Source organism: Acutalibacter sp. JLR.KK004 (assembly GCF_036941085.1).
In the GTDB taxonomy this organism is placed as follows: Bacteria; Bacillota; Clostridia; order Oscillospirales; family Acutalibacteraceae; genus Acutalibacter.
Genome location: NZ_JAYMNQ010000001.1, coordinates 1848303 through 1866069, shown reverse-complemented (window position 1 = coordinate 1866069; position 17767 = coordinate 1848303). Strand labels below are relative to the sequence as shown.

Below are 17767 nucleotides of genomic sequence, written 5' to 3'. Positions count from 1 at the left end.
AGACGCAGAACCAGCAGGCTTGTGAGAAATCACAGTTTGTTGGTTTTTCTTATGTAATTTTCTATTCCTTGACCGCATTTTGACATTTGGCTTTTATAATTGAAATACATCAAACATGACAGGAGGATAAACAATGCGAAAACGGATATTATCATTAGTTATGATTTGTGGCTTGCTATTCACTATGACAGCTTGCGGAAATTATAACATAGAGAACGGAAAAGCTCTCCCACAAAACACGGAAGAAAATCCATTCACCAAATCAGAGGAAGATGGCTCTTTAGGTTTTCTCAGCCACGAGGAAGCGAGTCCCACCAGAGCGGAAGACCAGAGTGTTTTACCGTATGAGTATAACGGCGGAGAATTTACCTTGGACTATCAGTTTGTATCACAGGGAAAATTGGATAACATAGGGTTCCTGCTCTTTTTGGACGGAAAGCCGCAGGCGTACAAGGTGAATGATGCGAGGGCGGAATATGAGTATCTCCATTGTTTCCAAACATCAGAAAAGCATGAAGAAAAATTTTCGTTTGTGTTTACACCGAACACGGGAAAAAAAGGGGATACCTTAAATATTACAATCATGAGCATTACCAAGCCTGCTTTCCAACCCGATATGAAAGAAACATCAAGTTACGGCTGGTATCACCAACACCTTGAAAGAGTGCTGAAACTGCATTTTAATGGGGATGCTCCAGACAGCGATATCTTTTATGGAGAAAGTGAAAATATTTTTCGTGATGTCAGCGTTGCAGAAGAAAAAATCACTTCTTCTTTTATTGAGAATGAGCTTGTGAAAAACGGTTGGGATGGAATTACTATGGATACATTGGATAGCGGCGTTTATTCGACTATTTCCTATGATGGCGAATTAGTGTATGACAATATCAATCTTACCAATAAAGATACACTTACAGTGCGCTATACGATTTGCGGAACGCCGGGTACAAGGTATGGCATATCATTCTTCTTAAATCATAAGCCTATATCGTTTGATAAAGTGATTTCATACGATGCAACATTAAGCAAAGGAAATGTGTGGGTAATTGAAGCCACCATAGACACCTCTAAATTAGATGATTTCAATACTTTCTATGCGGTAGCTGTTGCTGCAAGCAATGATTGTTCTACAAATAAGACAGGCTCAATTTTGCTATATAAGGAGGGCTGAAAATGAAAACGAAATTTATGTGCATTATGCTTATACTCGCTTTAGCTCTTAATCTGTCAGCTTGTGGTAACAGTCAGGAAAATGAGAAAAGTTCTGAAAACGGAATTTCCATAGATGTGCCACAGTCCGAAAAAGATAACACATCGGAAAAAACGGGAAATGAAAGCGGCGACAATAATACAAAGGTTGGAACAGTTAATGGCTCGGCTTTCTCTGGAAAGGTCAGCGGCTGTTATTATGCCGATGGCAATCGGATTATTGTTGCAGCAGATAAACTCTATCTTTATGATACTGGGAAAAGCGAGATTATAGCAAGTGCGGATATTTTTTTGAATGAGTTATGTGTGCAGCCTTATTCGGATGGGTATTTCATTGTCGGTGAAGAAAATGGCAGCGGCAGCACGGGTTCGTTTGCAACGGCACAAAGCAGTAATGGAATAAAAGGATACCTATTGAATAAGGATTTTGTTGTTGAGAATACAATTTCCTTTCGTGGGCTGCTAAATGATGATTTTGGCCTCCAAATGGCGAGTGTCGCCATTTCACAGGACGGAAAGCAGATCGCTTTCGGCGGATTACAAGGACTTTACCTCTATGATACTTCTTCCCAAAAGGTACATACCATTCTGAGCTATTCTGAAAATAGCAGGGCAAATAATATGGAGATTGTAACGATAGATAGTCTTACATTTACAGGAGATAAAACTTTAACTTATGTAGGCATGGGAATAAGCTCTAATGGCGGGGATGGAGTCTCTGTTTACGGAACGGTATCTACAGACAATGCAAGTCTTAGTATCACCCAAAAAGCCGATTATGAAGTGGATGTTGAAGAAGTACAAAAGGGCGGGAACTTACTTGTCATGCCCCAGAGCTTTAACAAAAATAATGGAACGCTGCTAATGCTTGATACTGCATCTAATACAGAAAAAAAGATTACATTCTCAGGCAGCAGCGAAGGAAAAGACGGGGTTTTCTGCTCTGAGCAAGGGAAATATGTTGCTACTTCCATTTTGGGAGAAGCCAGCGTAACAATAAATATTTATGATACAGCATCGGGAAAAGTTATCCATACTGAAACAGTCAAGGACAACAACAGTACTTATTTCCTGCGTGTCCCGCAGATTTTAATTTTGGATGAATCAGGCACCTGTATCGTTGTGCTTGGGCGAGGTATTAGTGAAGTAAGCACCTTGATCACAACATTTGGCTTTAAGGGGTGATTATATATGAAAGTATCATTTCAGAATATTTCAAAACAGTATAAAGGTAAATATGCCTTAAAGGATTTTACCACTGAACTCTCGGAGGGTGTCTATGGACTTTTAGGGGCTAACGGCGCAGGAAAAACAACGCTGATAAATATATTTGTCGGCATTTTGGGCAGCGATAATGGAACTGTTTTGATAGACGGTCAAGATGCAAAAAAAATGGGCAAAGACTTTTTATCAAAAATCGGATATATGCCGCAATACCCTATCTTCTATCGGGATTTTACGGTAATGGATTTCCTGTTATATATGTGTGCGTTAAAAGGAATCCCTGCTGAACAAGGAAAAGAACGGGCTTTTAAGCTTCTGGGCATTGTCAACCTTTTAGATGCGAAAGATAAAAAGATTGGCGCACTTTCTGGTGGTATGCGGCAGAGAGTCGGCATTGTCCAGGCAATGTTAGGCGACCCTAAAATCCTTATTTTAGACGAGCCTACGGCAGGACTTGACCCAAGTGAACGCATCCGCTTTCGCAATTTGATTTCACAGTTTGCACAGGGACGGACGATTTTGCTGGCTACCCATATCGTTTCTGATGTCGAGTGTATTGCAAAAGAGATTATTATTCTCAAAGAAGGCACTTTGATTACGCAAGGAACTACCGACGTATTAGAACAGAGTATCTATGGTAAAGTGTGGGAAGTGACAACAAACGCCAAAGAGGCTGCCTGTCTTAGCAACAAATATTATGTCAGTAATATGAAGCAGCAGGGCGAAAATTTTTCAGTAAGAATTGTAAGCGATAGCTCGCCCGCAACAAACGCAGTAAAAGCTTCCCCTAACTTGGAAGATGTATTTTTATATTATTTTGGAGAGAAAAAATGACACGCTTAATCAGATATGAATTTTACAAATTGTTTTGCAAGCGGTCAATACTTGTTATACTTATTCTGTTCAGCGTAATAAACCTGTTCAGAATAAATAATGAATTTCATTCCTATTCCTACTTGGCAGACGGGAAGGACAGCCGCAGTTGGAACAGCGTGTATTGGCAGCTCTATGAAAAATATCGTGGAGAGATAACTACCGATAAAATCAATAATCTTCTTGACCTGTATCAGCCGTTAGCAGATGCTACGGCTGATATGACGGCAAGCACAGCCACAGATGATCCGAATACGATGACGGGAAATATATATAGTGACGAAAACATCTTAGAAAAATACTATGTACAGCCTATGGAATATTTCTATAATTATCGCAACTTTGCTTCGGAAGTGGCAAAAAAGGCAAAAGAAAATGCTGCATTTTATAAGGAACAAGGACTTAACTTTGAAGTGCGTAAAAACAGTGTAATTTACAATCTTTATTCTGGACGGAATATACCAGCTTTTGCCTATCAGGAAATGTATAACTATTATTTGAACTATGATTTTTCAAATATATTGGTTTTACTCCTTTGTTTATACGGGATTATCAGCACTTTCGTCTATGAAAAGGAAACGCAGATGGATATGCTGTTACTGACGAACCCTAATGGCGGTAAAAAAACCGTATTAGCTAAAATTGTTGCAGTTACTTTATTTGTAATAAGTGTTGTAATATGGTTTTCCGTGCTGGATTATCTTGGCTTTTCCTTTTCATTTGGAACAATGGAGGGATATAATCTTCCTTTGTATGCCATCAGCAATTTCAGTGCGGCTGCGGTAAACTGCAATTTGTGGCAATATGTAATTCTATCCGCAATTACAAAAGCAATCGGCATATGGACTATGAGTATGGTATTCCTATTAGTTTCCATGTTTTGGCGTAACGCTCTTATCCCATTTGTGGCTGACTTTGGAGTAGCCTTATGTTTGATTATTACAGGTGCGTCACAGAGTTATTCAAGCAATATTTGGCTAAAGATAATAAACCCATACTCGCTGCTCACTAACCGCATTCTGTTCGGCAAGACTGAATTTATCGGTTTTGCGGGCTATCCAATACAAAGTTTTTTGGGAGCTATTATTTTTGCCGTAATAGTGGGAATGGCTGTAATAACGATAATGGTTATACTTTCTAAGAAGAATTGTCATTGCCGGGACAGGAGGATAAAATGTCTGGATTCATGTACGAAATAAAAAAGATGATGCTCCACCAAAAAGGACTTTGCTATATCGCCCTTGTTCTATTACTTGGCACCATTTGGCTCGTTGCATCAGACAATCCTTATAATAGTGCAATGGAACAGTACAAAAGTGAATATGAATGGTATCTTGAAAAGGTAAATGGATACTGTACGGATGAATCCTCTCTCTATCTGGAACAGGAGGCAGAGAGAATTGTAGAAGCCAAGGGGAAGAAAAGCTGTCTTTTGGAAAGCTACTATGATGGCAAAATCAGTGAAAGTGAATATAAAAAAGAGAGCCAAGAAATCGAAAATGTTCTGGAACATCAAAATGGATTTGAGGTCATATATCAGCAATATCTCTACACCTGCGAAAATGCTGAAAACCGTTATTTTCTTCAAACAAACGGATGGACGGGACTTCTTGGCGGAGGTACGCTTAATTTTGTCTTGTTCCTTGGCATTTTGCTTTTGGTTACACCCGTATTCTGTTCCGAGTATAGCTGCCAGATGGACGCTTTGATTTTGACCTCAAAAGAGGGACGAAAAAGCTCTTTGCATAAGCTGCTCATTGTTATTTCGTGCGTCCTCTTGATGTGCGTAAGCATATCGCTCATTGAATACGGATTTTACAGCCTCAAATATGGACTGCCTAATGGGAATTATCCCATCCAAAGCCTTAGTTACTTTGCAGGCAGCAGCAAAAGCATAACTTTATTTGAGGGATATGTATATATAGGATTGCTCCGTCTTTTTGGCAGCGTGTTTTTAGCAATACTACTTATGTTTATTTCTGTTTTGGCAAAAAAATATGCGGTGACCCTGCTTGCAGGTGCAGTATCGGTCATTATTCCCTATGTAGGTCTATCCAAAACAATTATATACCGCCTGCCGCTGCCTTTGCCATTTCTGCTCGGAACAGACTTTTTTGCAGGAGATATTGTTTCAAGCGATGCTTTTACAGGTGATGAGAAAATTGTTTTTGCAGAGATTCATACTATTACACTGCTGATTTTGTTTTCAGTATCTGTATTCTTATGTATTTTGGCTGCCGCTTGGATTTTGCGGAGCAATTCTAACAAATGGCAAATGAAAACAAGGAAAATGCGAAATGTACCGACTCTTGCTATCATACTTAGTTTCGTAATGACAATGACAGGATGTTCAGATAGTGGAAAAAGCCAGAATTTTATTTATAATTCATCGGCGGAATATGATTGTATGGGCTATGAAATAACACAGGACGCAGAAACTTTTGATTATTATCTTAAAAACACTTCCACGGGAGAAATGCTTCATTTAGTACGCTCACCTATGTTTGGGGCGTTTTCTGATGAAGAAAAGGTATGTGCGTTTTGTGTGTGTTCACCATATCTCTATTATACGACATCGGTTACGGAAAGCCATGTGAACCGTGTCGGAAACTATAACAGCAGTATAACAAAGGTGTCGGTGATAGAACTTAATTTAGATACCTTTGAAGAAAAAATCGTTTTTGAGCAGATTACAAATTCTGGTCGCTCCCTCTTTGGCATTGATTATGAGACGGGTGATAAATGGAAGTTTTTAGAGTTCCATTACGATTTTTTCATAAATGATGACAGCATATTTTTCATTGGCAATGATGGTATAACAGAAGTAAACCGTTTCACGAAAGGCATTACAAAACTTGACATCCCTACAAGTGGAAATATCTCATTCGATGGAGAAAACATTTTTTACAAAAACGAGCAATCGGTTTTAACAAAGTATCATGTTCTAAGCGGCGAAACTTTTACTTATGAAAAAGTAGTTGCATATGATTTCTGTATGGATGAGCAGTCGATTTATTATGTATCCAGAACAGACGGAAACCGTGTATATTCCTGCAACAAGGATGGGAGCAACAAAAGGTTGATTAGCGATACGCCCGCAATGTCGGTTACTTGTGATGCTGGCAACATTTATATATTAGCAAAAGAAAGCGGGGAGAACATCGTTTTATCAAAAAGTCGTTGAGCAATTCCTAATTCGTGACTGTTTTTTGATTTTCCTATGTGAAAATATGTTTTGAAAGAGGATAAGGAACAAATGCAACAATGAATAAGAAAAAACACAGAAAGAGGATAAGGCTCAGAAAAAGAAAAAAGCTCAAACGACTTATTATTGCTTATCTACTAAGGGCAATCGTTATACTGATACCAATTATAATGATTATACTTATGGTTTGCGAAACAAATTGGACAAGGGATTTGAGAGTAGAAAGCCAGACGAGGGGACGCGTCGATAAGTTGTTGGAGCTGTGGTTATGGGCAGCAAGCTGTTTCTCAAAGTCAGCCAGAGAGAAGAAAGAGTGGACAGAATAAAAGCGTTTCTGGTCTTCCCGGGGGCTGCGCTCCACTTTGCCATTATGCCTGGGCGTGTAAGGGCGCATGAGTTTGCGGTGGATACCAAGAGCACGCAGAAATAGATATATGACCGGCTCTTGTTATACTTCCAGCTGGCTCGGCTAACTCCATATTTCTCTGCGTAGAAAAAATGCCGGAACGATTGACAGGGCAAGGCGGGCCTGCTATACTGAACCGGAAGCTTTATAGCAAAAGGGGATGGGGAAGTGCTTTCCAGACTGCGGAACGATCCGTTTTATAAACAAATATGCAAGCTGATGATACCCATCATGCTGCAAAATCTTTTAAACGCCGCTGTAAACTCTGTGGACGTGGTAATGCTCAACTTTGTGGGGGAGTCTGCCATTGCGGCAGTATCGCTGGCCTCCCAGTACGCAAACGTGCTGTTCATGGTGTTTTATGGCCTGGGCACTGGAGCCACCATGCTCTGCGCCCAATACTTCGGCAAAGGAGACATACGGGCGGTGGAGACAGTGCAGGGCATTGCCCTGCGGTTTTCCATGGGCTTTGCAGCTCTCTTTGCCCTAGTCGCAGTGGCGGTGCCGGAATTTATGATGGGTATCTTCACAAATGACCCGGAGCTTATCCGCCTGGGCGCAGGTTACCTGCGCATCCTCAGCGTCAGCTATCTGTGCTGGGGCATCATCGAGGTATACCTTTCTGTCCTGCGCAGCGTGGGGCGGGTGGCCATTGGTACAATACTGAACACAGTGGCAGTAGGCCTTAACGTGATTTTAAATGCTGTGTTCATTTTCGGGCTTTTTGGCGCGCCCCGGCTGGGAGTTATCGGCGTGGCCATTGCCACCTCTGCTTCCCGTGTGGTAGAGCTGGCGCTGTGCTTTGTGGTGTCCCGCCGCAGCCAGAACATAAAGCTGAAATTTTCTACCCTCTTTGTGCGCAACAAGCTGCTTATGGCGGATTTTGTCCGGCTCTCCCTGCCTGCCCTATTAAATGACGTGGTATGGGGCGTGGGCTTTTCCATGTATTCGGTTATCCTGGGCCACCTCAGCGCCGAGGCTGTGGCGGCAAACTCCTTTGCCAACGTGGTGCGCAACTTCGGCTCTGTGCTGTGTTTCGGGCAGGCCAACGCCGGAGGCATCCTCTTAGGACAGATGATAGGGGAAAACAGGCTGGAGGAGGCAAAGCAGGGGGCGAAAAAGGTGCTGGGTCTCACCATTATAGGCGGCGTGCTGGGAGGGCTTGTCATCCTGGGCATCCGTCCTCTGGTGCTGCAGTATGCCGACCTTTCTGCCACAGCCATGGGATATTTAAGCACCATGCTGCTGATCAATTCCTATTACATCATTGGCGGCGCGGTCAACACCACCCTTATTGCCGGGGTGTTCCGGGCCGGAGGAGACAGCCGCTTTGGCCTCATCTGCGATATACTGGACATGTGGGTATATGCGGTGCCGTTAGGTTTCCTGGCAGCCTTTGTGCTGGAGCTGCCAGTTGTGTGGGTCTATTTCCTTTTGTGTACAGACGAATTTGTTAAATGGCCTTGGGTTATCAAGCACTACCGCAGCGGCAAATGGCTGAAAAATATCACCCGGGAAGGGCTGTTTGAAGCGCCTGCTTCCGGGGGAGACGCCCCATGATATATCTCGCCCGGGTGCCGGAGGTTCCGGCAGGGCAGAAAGCATTCCTGCACAAGGCTGCCTGGGCTTTGCTGGGCCTAGCCCTGGGGAAGAAGGCCTCCCGGCTTGCAGATTCCCTGCGCTTTGGGCCTCATGGAAAGCCTTATTTGGAAAACGGCCCCCATTTCAGCCTTTCCCACACAAAGGGCCTTGTGCTGTGCGCAGTGGAGGAGTGGAACACTGGCGCAGACGGGGAATACCTGCGCAGCTTTTCTCCCAGGCTGCGGGAGCGGGTGTTCACCCCAGAGGAGCGTGAGGAGGCCCTGTCCTCTTCCAGCCCTGACAGGGCTTTCACCACCTTGTGGACATTAAAGGAAAGCTATATGAAGCTTACAGGCCTGGGCCTTGCCCAAGGGGCAGAAACACTCCGCTTCCGCTTGGAGGGAGGACAGCCCTTTTTGGAGGGAGGACAGCCCTTTTTGGAGGGAGGCGAGGCCTTTTTCCGCACGGCTGTGTGGGAGGGATATTCCATCTCCCAGTGCGGGGAGCAGCCTTTTGCAATGGAGATCTGCCCGGTAGATTTTCATCTCCTCAACCTGAGAGAGGATCCACAGTAGAAAATCAGTAAAGAGAATAGCATAGAAGCCGTTGTCCTCTCATATCAATGTCACAGGATTACAGTCAGCGGGCCAAAAGGCCGCAAGAGCCTTGGCCCGGGTGACATACCTGCCCGGAGAAGCTGAAGCCATTCGGTTTCCCCGACTATAAACAGAGAGGAACGGTGCAAAATGGTGGTATCCCTGAAAGCAAACAAAAAGCGGGTTATAGCCTTTCTGGTGCTGGCTGCGGTAGTGGTGGGGGCGTGTATATTCCTGCGTATGGAGAAAGAGCAGGAGCCTCAGCAGCCCCAGGAAATCGTGGGGGAGACAAACGAGGAGCGCGTCGCCTTCCTCCAGTCCTTTGGCTGGGAGGTGGAGGCTCAGGCTGCGGAAACCCGGGAGGTCATGATCCCCGCCGAGTTTAACGATGTGTACACAGCATACAATGCCATGCAGCAGGCCCAGGGCTTTGATTTGCTACCCTATGCCGGGCAGGTATGCACACAGTATAAATACCGGATTACAAATTACCCGGAAAAAACCGAGGTGTTCGCCACCCTCTTGGTATACGGTCGCATTGTCATTGGCGGCGACGTAGCCTGTGCAGAGGTAGATGGCTTCATGCATGGCTTTGCACCGGACAGCGCCCGCTATGGAGAGACTGCCGTAAACAACACTGGCAGCAGGCAGAATGAAGCTTCTGCAAGCAGCGCCCCGGCGGCTGTGGAAAGCGCTCCGGCAGAGAGCGCTCCTGCGGCAGACCAGGGGGCCGCCTCTGCCGTAGAGCCTGTGCAGGAAAGCGGGGTAGAGTCCACCGGGGGAGAGCTTCTGCCGGAGGAGGCCTATCCCACAGACTGAACCGATAATCCATAAAACTGGAGTGTGCGCATAAATTCAAAGGGCAGGGTTGGGGCAGCGGCCCCAGCCTTTGCCTGTTTTCCGGGCAGAACTGCATGTAATTTTTAAGGAGGCACCACTATGCCGGAGCGTCTTGATAAATTCCTCACATCCCAGAACGTATGCAGCCGGAAGGAAGCCGGAAAGCTGGTGCGGGCCGGGCTGGTACAGATTAACGGGGTGCAGGCCCAAAGCCCTGCCCAGAAGCTGGAACCAGGCAGGGACAGGGTAACGGCAGAGGGGCAGGAAATTTTATACAGGCAGTATTTATATATCATGATGCATAAGCCTGCCGGGGTGCTTTCCGCCACAGAGGACAGGCAGGCCCCCACAGTGCTGGATCTCCTGCCCCCAGCCCTTTCCCGGCGGGGCCTGTTCCCAGCGGGGCGGCTGGACAAAAACACCACCGGTCTGCTGATTATCACTGACGATGGAGACTTTGCCCACAGGATGCTGTCTCCCAAAAGCCATGTGTACAAGCTGTACCGGGCGCTGCTGGAAAGGCCCGTCTCCCCGGAGGACATCAATGCCTTTGCCGGCGGCATCTCCCAGGGCGGGACGGCTTTTGCCCCGGCAAAACTCTACGCCTTGCCGGGGGAGGAGGCAAATGCCGCCTATGTGGAGATACGGGAGGGGAAGTTTCACCAGGTAAAGCGGATGTTCCAGGCGGTGGGAAACCAGGTGCTGGAACTTAAGCGGTTGAAAATCGGCAGGCTGCGCCTGGATCCTTCCCTGGAGCCTGGCCAGTGCAAGCTGCTGGAAGCTGCCGAAACAGCCGCCATCTTCCAGCAGGACATGGCTGGTTCGGCGGAGAACAGCCCCTCTCCAGGAGATGTTTAGCGGAATTGTCTAAATACCGGAAAAAAACTTTGGGCAAAACAAATCTATTCCCTTCTTGCGATTTTTGCTATACTTATACAAAGGGTTGTGTGAGAATATAAAAAAATAATATATTTTCTTCCATCTGGTTATATCAGGCAATCCAACAATGAAATTTAGGAAAGGAGCGGTACAGCCTTTTCTGTGCGGAGCTTGTACTGCGGGGCGGTTTTTATGGCAAGCGTAACCTTGAAAAATATCAAAAAGGTATACCCCGGCGGCGTTACGGCAGTGTCCGACTTTAATCTGGAAATAGCGGACAAGGAGTTTATCATCCTGGTAGGGCCTTCTGGCTGCGGCAAGTCCACTACCCTGCGGATGATAGCCGGCCTGGAGGAAATAACAGACGGGGAACTGTACATCGGGGACACTCTGGCAAACGGCGTAGCGCCCAAAGACAGGGATATTGCCATGGTGTTCCAGCGGTACGCGCTGTATCCCCACATGAACGTCTTTGAAAACATGGCCTTTGGCCTGAAGCTGCGCAAGCTTCCCAAGGAAGAAATCCGCAAGCGGGTGGAAGCCGCTGCTAAGCGCCTGGATATTTTCTACCTGCTGGATCGCAAGCCCAAGGAGCTTTCCGGCGGACAGCAGCAGCGTGTGGCCCTGGGCCGGGCTATTGTGCGGGATCCCCAGGTGTTCCTGCTGGACGAGCCTCTCTCCAACCTAGACGCCAAGCTGCGCACCCAGATGCGCACAGAAATTGCCAAGCTGCACAAAACCCTGGGCACCACCTTTATCTATGTCACCCATGACCAGACTGAGGCCATGACCATGGGCGATCGTATTGTGGTAATGAAGGATAGCCTTATCCAGCAGGTAGATACTCCTAAAAACCTCTATGAAAAGCCGGTAAACCAGTTTGTAGCCGGGTTTATGGGTTCTCCTCAGATGAACTTTATAGACGCGGTGCTGGGAAAATCCGGGGAAGGGTACACGTTGTCCTTTGGGGGCTGCGTGATGCCAATACCCGGGCATAAGGCGCAGGGGGCGGAGTTGGAGGCCCTTGCGGGCCAAACGGTAGTGCTGGGCATCCGTCCTGAGGACGTGCATGATGAGGAAAGCTTTCTCCAAAAGGCAGGGGGTGCCCATGTGGAATGCACAGTAGAGGTTGCGGAGCTGATGGGTGCGGAAACTTACCTGTATCTTACCTGCGAAGGCGGCAGCCTGACCGCCCGTGTGCCTTCCGACACCCCTGCAAAACCGGGGGACAAGCGCCCCGTTGCCTTTGATCTGGAGAAAATACATATCTTTAATAAAGAAACGGAAAACGCTGTTTTAAACTGACAGATTATACAGAGGGTAAACCGGGGGAGCCTTGCCGCTCTTCCCGGTTTTTTGCGTCATGAGTCCATTTTGTCCCAGCTTTAGAACTTTCAGGCCTTTTTGGGAGAGGGAAAATAGCGGCATATATAAACTTTATTGGAAATAGCCAAAGTTTTTTTCAAAAAAAGGTTGAATTTTCCCAAAAGATTCTGTAAAATGAGACTAGGTAATTTTTATGCTTGCAAAAAGGAAAAATGGCGGGCAGGCACCTGCCGTTTGCGAAAGGGGAAGAGCCATGTCTAACAGATTGTTTCAGGGAATTATCCACCAGATGAGGGATACCATCGACCGCACTATCGGCGTAGTTGATGAAGCTTCCGTAATTATTGCGTGCAGCGACCTTGGAAGGATAGGCGAGGCAAATGAGGAGGTCACCACGGAGGCTTTAACCTCTTCCGATGTTTTCCAGACCGCCGACAGCACCTTCAAGTCCTTTGGCAGCCGCCCCCACCCGGAGTATGCCGTCTTTGTGGACGGGGTTGATCCGGAGGCCAGGAAATATGTGAAGCTGCTGGCAGTGTCCCTCAACAGCATCAAGCAGTATTATGACGAGAAGTATGACCGGGGGAACTTTATCAAGAACGTGATTCTGGACAACATCCTGCCCGGGGATATTTACCTCAAAAGCCATGAGCTGCACTTTGACTCCGATGTGAGCCGGGTGTGCATGCTTATCAAAATCACCGATAAGAACGATGTTTCCGCTTACGAGGTGCTGCAAAACCTGTTCCCAGATAAGAACAAAGACTTTATTATCAATATCAACGAAACAGATATTGCCCTTGTAAAGGAAATCAAGCCCAATATCGACTCCCACGACATTGACAAGCTGGCAGGATCTATTGTAGATACCCTTTCCAGTGAGTTCTACACCCATTGCATGGTAGGCATCGGCACAGTGGTGGACAGCATCAAGGATCTGGCCCGTTCCTTCAAGGAAGCCCAGGTGGCCCTGGAGGTGGGGAAGGTGTTCGACACAGAAACCACTATTGTCAGCTATAATAACCTGGGCATTGCCCGGCTTATCTACCAGCTTCCCACCACCCTCTGCGACATGTTCCTCAAAGAGGTGTTCAAGCGCGGCTCCATCGACTCCCTGGATCACGAAACCCTTTTTACCATCCAGCGTTTCTTTGAAAACAACCTGAACGTGTCCGAAACCTCCCGGAAGCTGTTTGTACACCGGAACACTCTGGTGTATCGCTTGGAGAAGATCAAGAAGATCACCGGGCTGGATTTGCGCGAATTTGAGGATGCCATCGTGTTCAAGGTGGCTTTGATGGTGAAAAAATACCTGTCGAACAATCCGGTAAAATTCTGAGAAAAGTGGTAAAACTGCCGCAAATTGTAATTTATTTGTAATATATGTTACAAACTTATTACAAATTATTCTTATAGAGAATTAAAAAACGTGCGCCCATTGGTATAATACATCTATGCCGGTGGGTGCTGTTGCGTATGCCGCGGTACAGGCTCTGCCTGCACCCACGGGGAAAGGGACGGTCTTGCAGCATGATTGAATTTCGCAATGTATCCAAAGTGTATAACAACGGCACAGAGGCCCTGCACAATATCAATCTGAAGGTGGAAAAGGGGGAGTTCGTGTTCATTGTCGGATCTTCCGGCGCTGGCAAAAGCACCTTCTTAAAGCTGATTATGTGCGAGGAGCGGCCCAATTCCGGTCAGATCATCGTGGACGGCACAGACGTGTCCCGCATCCGCAAGCGGAAAATCCCCTACATACGCAGGAAAATGGGCATTGTGTTCCAGGATTTCCGGCTCATAGACCATATGACTGTGTATGACAACGTAGCCTTTGCCATGCGGGTGGTGGGAGCGTCTCCCCGCACCATCCGCAAGCGCGTGCCCTATATCCTCAGCCTGGTGGGCCTGCAGCACAAGGCAAAGCACTATCCCACAGAGCTTTCCGGCGGCGAGCGCCAGCGCGTAGGCTTGGCCCGGGCGCTGGTCAATAACCCTTCCATGATTGTGGCGGACGAGCCTACCGGAAATATTGACCCGGCCCTGTCCTTTGAAATCGTGGATCTTTTAAGCGAAATCAACCGCCGGGGCACCACCGTGCTGATGGTCACCCACGAGCATTCCCTGGTGAAGCACTTCCACAAGCGCATCATCCAGATCCACAGCGGCGAAATTGTGGCGGACACCGCCGCCATGCAGGCGCCGGCCCCCCGGCAGGAGCTGCCCCCGGAAACCGCCGGGGATGACGAATACGCCGAATATGACAATGACGAGCCATATGAGCCTGAAGAGCGCACTGTCAACGAAGCCTTGGGAGAGATTCCCCAGCCCTACGCGGAGCATGATTACGCTGGCCGCTATGAGCCAGAGGAGCGCACAGTGGGGGAGGCCCTGGCTGCCGTTACGCCGGAAGCCTATGAGGACGATGACTATGACGTGTATGACGATTACGAGGACATCACAGAGGACTACCGCCCAGAGGGCGATGAAGACGAGGAGGAGTTCTGATGCACAGCCTTGGATATTTGCTTGCGGAAGGCCTTAAAAGCCTGTGGAAGAACAGAACCATGAGCATCGCCTCTATCGGCGTGCTGATTTCCTGCCTTTTAATGACAGGCATTGCGGGCCTGCTTTCCCTGAACCTCTCCGTAACCATGAAGTCTATTGAGGGGAACAACGTGATAACTGTGTTCCTGGATCAAAGCCTGCCTTCCCTGACAGCCGTGAAAATCGGCGAGGAGCTTAAACAGCTTGACAATATCGGGGAATGTACCTTTGTGCCCAAGGATGATGCCCTTGCCAATATTATGGCAGGCATGGAGGGGGAGAGCGATTCCCTGTTTTACGGGCTTCAGGGCCTGGAGAACCCCCTGCCCGACGCATACACCATCTCCCTGACGGATTTAAGCCAGTATGATGCCACCATTGCCGCCGTCCAGGCAGTGGAAGGGGTGGATCACGTCTCGGATTACCGGGATACGGCCACTAAACTGAGCAACCTGGACAGGCTGGTGCGGTACTGCAGCATTGGCATTGTTATTGTGCTGGGAGTGGTGTCCCTGTTCATCATCTCCAACACAGTAAAGGTGACCATGTTTTCCCGCAGGATGGAGATAAACATCATGAAATCTGTGGGGGCCACAAACGGCTTTGTGCGCATCCCCTTTATTATAGAAGGAATGGTAATCGGCATGTTTTCCGGGGCCATTTCCGCCACAGTGCTGTATTTTGCCTATGATAAAGCAGTAGGCGTGGTATATGGCATCGTGACGTTCCTTTCCATTGTGGACATCCATCCCTATGTGTGGATGCTGTATATTGCGTATATTGTGGTGGGCATGCTGTTTGGTATGATGGGCGGCGTGATATCCATCAGCAGATACTTGAAAAAGGAAGGAGAAAACGCCATTGTGTAAGAAAAAACTGGGGCATAGAGGCCCTTCTTCGCTGTGCAGATGTTTAGCGGCGTTTGTAAGCCTTGTGCTGCTGTGCTGCGGCGGGCCTATGGCCCTTGCCGCCGATTCCCTGGAGGAACTGCGGGAAAAGCAGGAGAGGCTGGAAGTCCAAAAGGAGATAAACGATCAAAGGCTGGAAGAGCTGGAAAAGACAGCGGAGGAGAAGGCTATCTACCGGGACGAGCTGAACCAGCGGATAGAATCTGTGCAGAAGGAGATTGACGGCCTGCGCACAGGCATCAATGAGTTAAATTGGGAGCTGGGGCAGTTGGAGGAGCGGATTGCCGGGAAGCAGGCCCAGATAGACAAGAGCATGGATCTGCTTAAAGCCCGCATCCGCGCCCTGTATGTTACCGGGGAGCCTTCCGCTGTGCAGGTTGTCCTGAACAGCCGCAGCCTGGTGGAGGTCACCCAAAAAACCCAGCTTTTGCGGGCGGTTACCCAGCGGGACAGGCAGTTGATTGAAAGGCTCAACGGGCAGATAAAGGCTATTGAAGGGGACTTGGATAAAATCAATAGCGACAAGGAGCTGTTAGGCCAGCGGAAAAAGGCCCTGGAAGCAAAGAACACAGAGCTGCTGGAATTGTACCGGGAAGCCCAGGATCTGGCTGCAAACGCGGTAGACCAGCAGTGGGGCGTGGAATCCATCGCCGCCATGCTGGAGGGTCAGATGGAAGAAAACGAAGAAGCCATTGCCCAGTTGGAAGTGGAGATTTACGGCAGGCGGATTACCGGAGACTTTGTAGGGACAGGCACCTTTGTGTGGCCCATGCCCGGCTATACCTATCTCACCTGCAATTTTGGCGACGGAGGCCACCGAGGCATTGACATTGCCGGCGGCGACATTTATGGCAAGCCTGTTGTGGCGGCAGACGGGGGCACAGTGCTGTATGCGGGCTGGAATGACAGCTATGGCAATTGCGTCTTTATCGACCACGGCAACGGTTATGAAACCCGCTATGCCCATATGAGCGAACTGGCAGTGGAGACAGGGGAAGTGCTGGAGCAGAGCCAGGTTGTGGGCTATGCAGGCAGCACAGGCAATTCCACAGGGCCGCACCTGCATTTTGAGACTATCTATAACGGGGAGCTTCAAAATCCCATGGGCTTCTTCTAATCCCCGGAAAAGCCTTTTCATAAAGCCAGCCCTGCCCCCGGTTTGCCGGGGGTTTTGGCGGTTTTGGCGGAAACATTTTCCTGACAGAGGGGAGAGGCTCTAATTTATTCTTGCTGAATCTGGCAGGATATGGTATACTTAAATGCGCCCACAGCCCCTTTTATGGATGAGAAAGCCTGTTTCCAGAAAAACTGCGCCAGGATTTTCTCTTGGCTGTATGATTGGCCCTTTTTTCTGGCAGACTATCTCCATAAGGAGGTGCCTGTCAGCATGAAAAAAGAAACCGGCAAGAAAAGCCACACAAAAGCCATGAAGAATATGGACGAAGAACAGCAGGAACAGGAAGCGGAAGCCGCTTCTGCCCAGCAGAAGCAGATAAACGAGAGCGGCTCGGTAACCACCCACTGCCAAGGCCACACCATCCACTGCCTGACTGTCATCGGGCAGATAGAAGGGCACTATATCCTGCCCTCCCAGAACAAGACCACCAAGTACGAGCATGTTATCCCTCAGATTGTAGCTGTGGAGGAGGATCCGGAGATAGACGGCCTTTTAATGCTGCTCAATACGGTGGGCGGGGATGTAGAGGCGGGCCTGGCCCTGGCGGAGCTGGTGGCGGGTATGAAAAAGCCTACCGTCTCCCTGGTGCTGGGGGGCGGCCATTCTATCGGCGTGCCCCTGGCTGTGGCGGCAAAGCAGTCCTTCATTGCAGAGTCCGCTTCCATGACCATCCACCCTGTGCGCATGAACGGTCTGGTGCTGGGCATTCCCCAAACCCTGGAATATTTCCAGCGGATGCAGGATCGCATCACCAATTTCGTCACCCAGAACTCCAATATCAGCAAGGAGCGCTTTACCACCCTTGCCATGAACACCCAGGAGCTGGTGATGGATGTGGGTACAGTGCTGGACGGCCCTGACGCGGTGGACGAGGGCCTGATAGATTCCCTGGGTTCCCTTTCCGACGCTATGGACTGCCTTATTGCCATGATAGGCAGGGAAAAGAAGAAAAAGCATAAAACGGCGCAGGCGAAAAAGAAGGAGAAGTAAACGTCT

General features: G+C 48.2%; 15 protein-coding genes and 1 pseudogene. 15 read left to right on the top strand and 1 reads right to left on the bottom strand.

What is annotated here, in order from left to right; genetic code table 11:
- Nucleotides 1-133 precede the first annotated feature (133 nt).
- Genes VSQ30_RS10285 through VSQ30_RS10265 form a run of 5 tightly spaced genes read left to right on the top strand, consistent with a single transcriptional unit; the run spans nt 134 to nt 6490 of the window.
- Nucleotides 134-1171 (top strand): hypothetical protein, encoded by a 1038-nt coding sequence (locus tag VSQ30_RS10285; RefSeq protein ID WP_334463897.1) that lies wholly within the window; start codon nt 134-136, stop codon nt 1169-1171.
- Between the two features lie 2 nt (nt 1172-1173).
- Nucleotides 1174-2394 (top strand): hypothetical protein, encoded by a 1221-nt coding sequence (locus VSQ30_RS10280; protein ID WP_334463895.1) that lies wholly within the window; start codon nt 1174-1176, stop codon nt 2392-2394.
- Between the two features lie 6 nt (nt 2395-2400).
- A complete protein-coding gene (locus tag VSQ30_RS10275; RefSeq protein WP_334463893.1) occupies nt 2401-3267 on the top strand; it encodes an ABC transporter ATP-binding protein in 867 nt (288 codons plus the stop codon).
- Nucleotides 3264-4505, top strand: coding sequence for an ABC-2 transporter permease family protein (locus VSQ30_RS10270; protein ID WP_334463891.1), 1242 nt, complete (start codon nt 3264-3266; stop codon nt 4503-4505). The genes VSQ30_RS10275 and VSQ30_RS10270 overlap by 4 nt, the downstream gene beginning before the upstream one ends.
- A complete protein-coding gene (locus VSQ30_RS10265) occupies nt 4481-6490 on the top strand; it encodes a DUF5050 domain-containing protein (RefSeq protein ID WP_334463890.1) in 2010 nt (669 codons plus the stop codon). The genes VSQ30_RS10270 and VSQ30_RS10265 overlap by 25 nt, the downstream gene beginning before the upstream one ends.
- Before the next feature lie 151 nt (nt 6491-6641).
- On the opposite strand, the gene VSQ30_RS20775 is transcribed toward VSQ30_RS10265, so the two are convergent.
- Nucleotides 6642-6905 carry a hypothetical protein gene (locus tag VSQ30_RS20775; RefSeq protein ID WP_502876231.1) on the bottom strand — a complete coding sequence of 88 codons (264 nt, stop codon included), beginning with the start codon at nt 6903-6905 and terminating at the stop codon, nt 6642-6644.
- 180 nt (nt 6906-7085) lie between these two features.
- Between VSQ30_RS20775 and VSQ30_RS10255 the strand changes: the two genes are divergently transcribed.
- The 10 genes and pseudogenes from VSQ30_RS10255 to VSQ30_RS10210 all read left to right on the top strand — a co-directional run bounded on the left by VSQ30_RS10255 (nt 7086) and on the right by VSQ30_RS10210 (nt 17761).
- Entirely contained in the window at nt 7086-8477 is a 1392-nt protein-coding gene (locus VSQ30_RS10255) for an MATE family efflux transporter (RefSeq protein ID WP_334463885.1), read from the top strand.
- Nucleotides 8474-9073, top strand: a complete 600-nt coding sequence (locus VSQ30_RS10250) for a 4'-phosphopantetheinyl transferase family protein (protein WP_334463883.1) — start codon at nt 8474-8476, stop codon at nt 9071-9073. The genes VSQ30_RS10255 and VSQ30_RS10250 overlap by 4 nt, the downstream gene beginning before the upstream one ends.
- Nucleotides 9074-9244: 171 nt before the next feature.
- A complete protein-coding gene (locus VSQ30_RS10245; RefSeq protein WP_334463880.1) occupies nt 9245-9913 on the top strand; it encodes a DUF4830 domain-containing protein in 669 nt (222 codons plus the stop codon).
- Nucleotides 9914-10033: 120 nt separating this feature from the next.
- Nucleotides 10034-10792, top strand: coding sequence for a pseudouridine synthase (locus VSQ30_RS10240; protein ID WP_334463877.1), 759 nt, complete (start codon nt 10034-10036; stop codon nt 10790-10792).
- A gap of 213 nt (nt 10793-11005) precedes the next feature.
- On the top strand, nt 11006-12118 hold the full coding sequence (locus VSQ30_RS10235; protein ID WP_160644050.1) for an ABC transporter ATP-binding protein: 1113 nt from the start codon (nt 11006-11008) through the stop codon (nt 12116-12118).
- A 274-nt stretch (nt 12119-12392) separates the two neighbouring features.
- Nucleotides 12393-13478, top strand: coding sequence for a helix-turn-helix domain-containing protein (locus VSQ30_RS10230; protein WP_160644052.1), 1086 nt, complete (start codon nt 12393-12395; stop codon nt 13476-13478).
- A 191-nt stretch (nt 13479-13669) separates the two neighbouring features.
- Nucleotides 13670-14323, top strand: a pseudogene (gene ftsE / locus VSQ30_RS10225) (cell division ATP-binding protein FtsE); the annotation flags it as partial.
- Nucleotides 14324-14646: 323 nt separating this feature from the next.
- Nucleotides 14647-15555, top strand: coding sequence for a permease-like cell division protein FtsX (gene ftsX, locus VSQ30_RS10220; protein ID WP_160644055.1), 909 nt, complete (start codon nt 14647-14649; stop codon nt 15553-15555).
- Nucleotides 15548-16711, top strand: coding sequence for a murein hydrolase activator EnvC family protein (locus tag VSQ30_RS10215; RefSeq protein ID WP_334463871.1), 1164 nt, complete (start codon nt 15548-15550; stop codon nt 16709-16711). The genes ftsX and VSQ30_RS10215 overlap by 8 nt, the downstream gene beginning before the upstream one ends.
- A gap of 270 nt (nt 16712-16981) precedes the next feature.
- Nucleotides 16982-17761 (top strand): ClpP family protease, encoded by a 780-nt coding sequence (locus tag VSQ30_RS10210; protein ID WP_334463869.1) that lies wholly within the window; start codon nt 16982-16984, stop codon nt 17759-17761.
- Nucleotides 17762-17767: the final 6 nt, after the last annotated feature.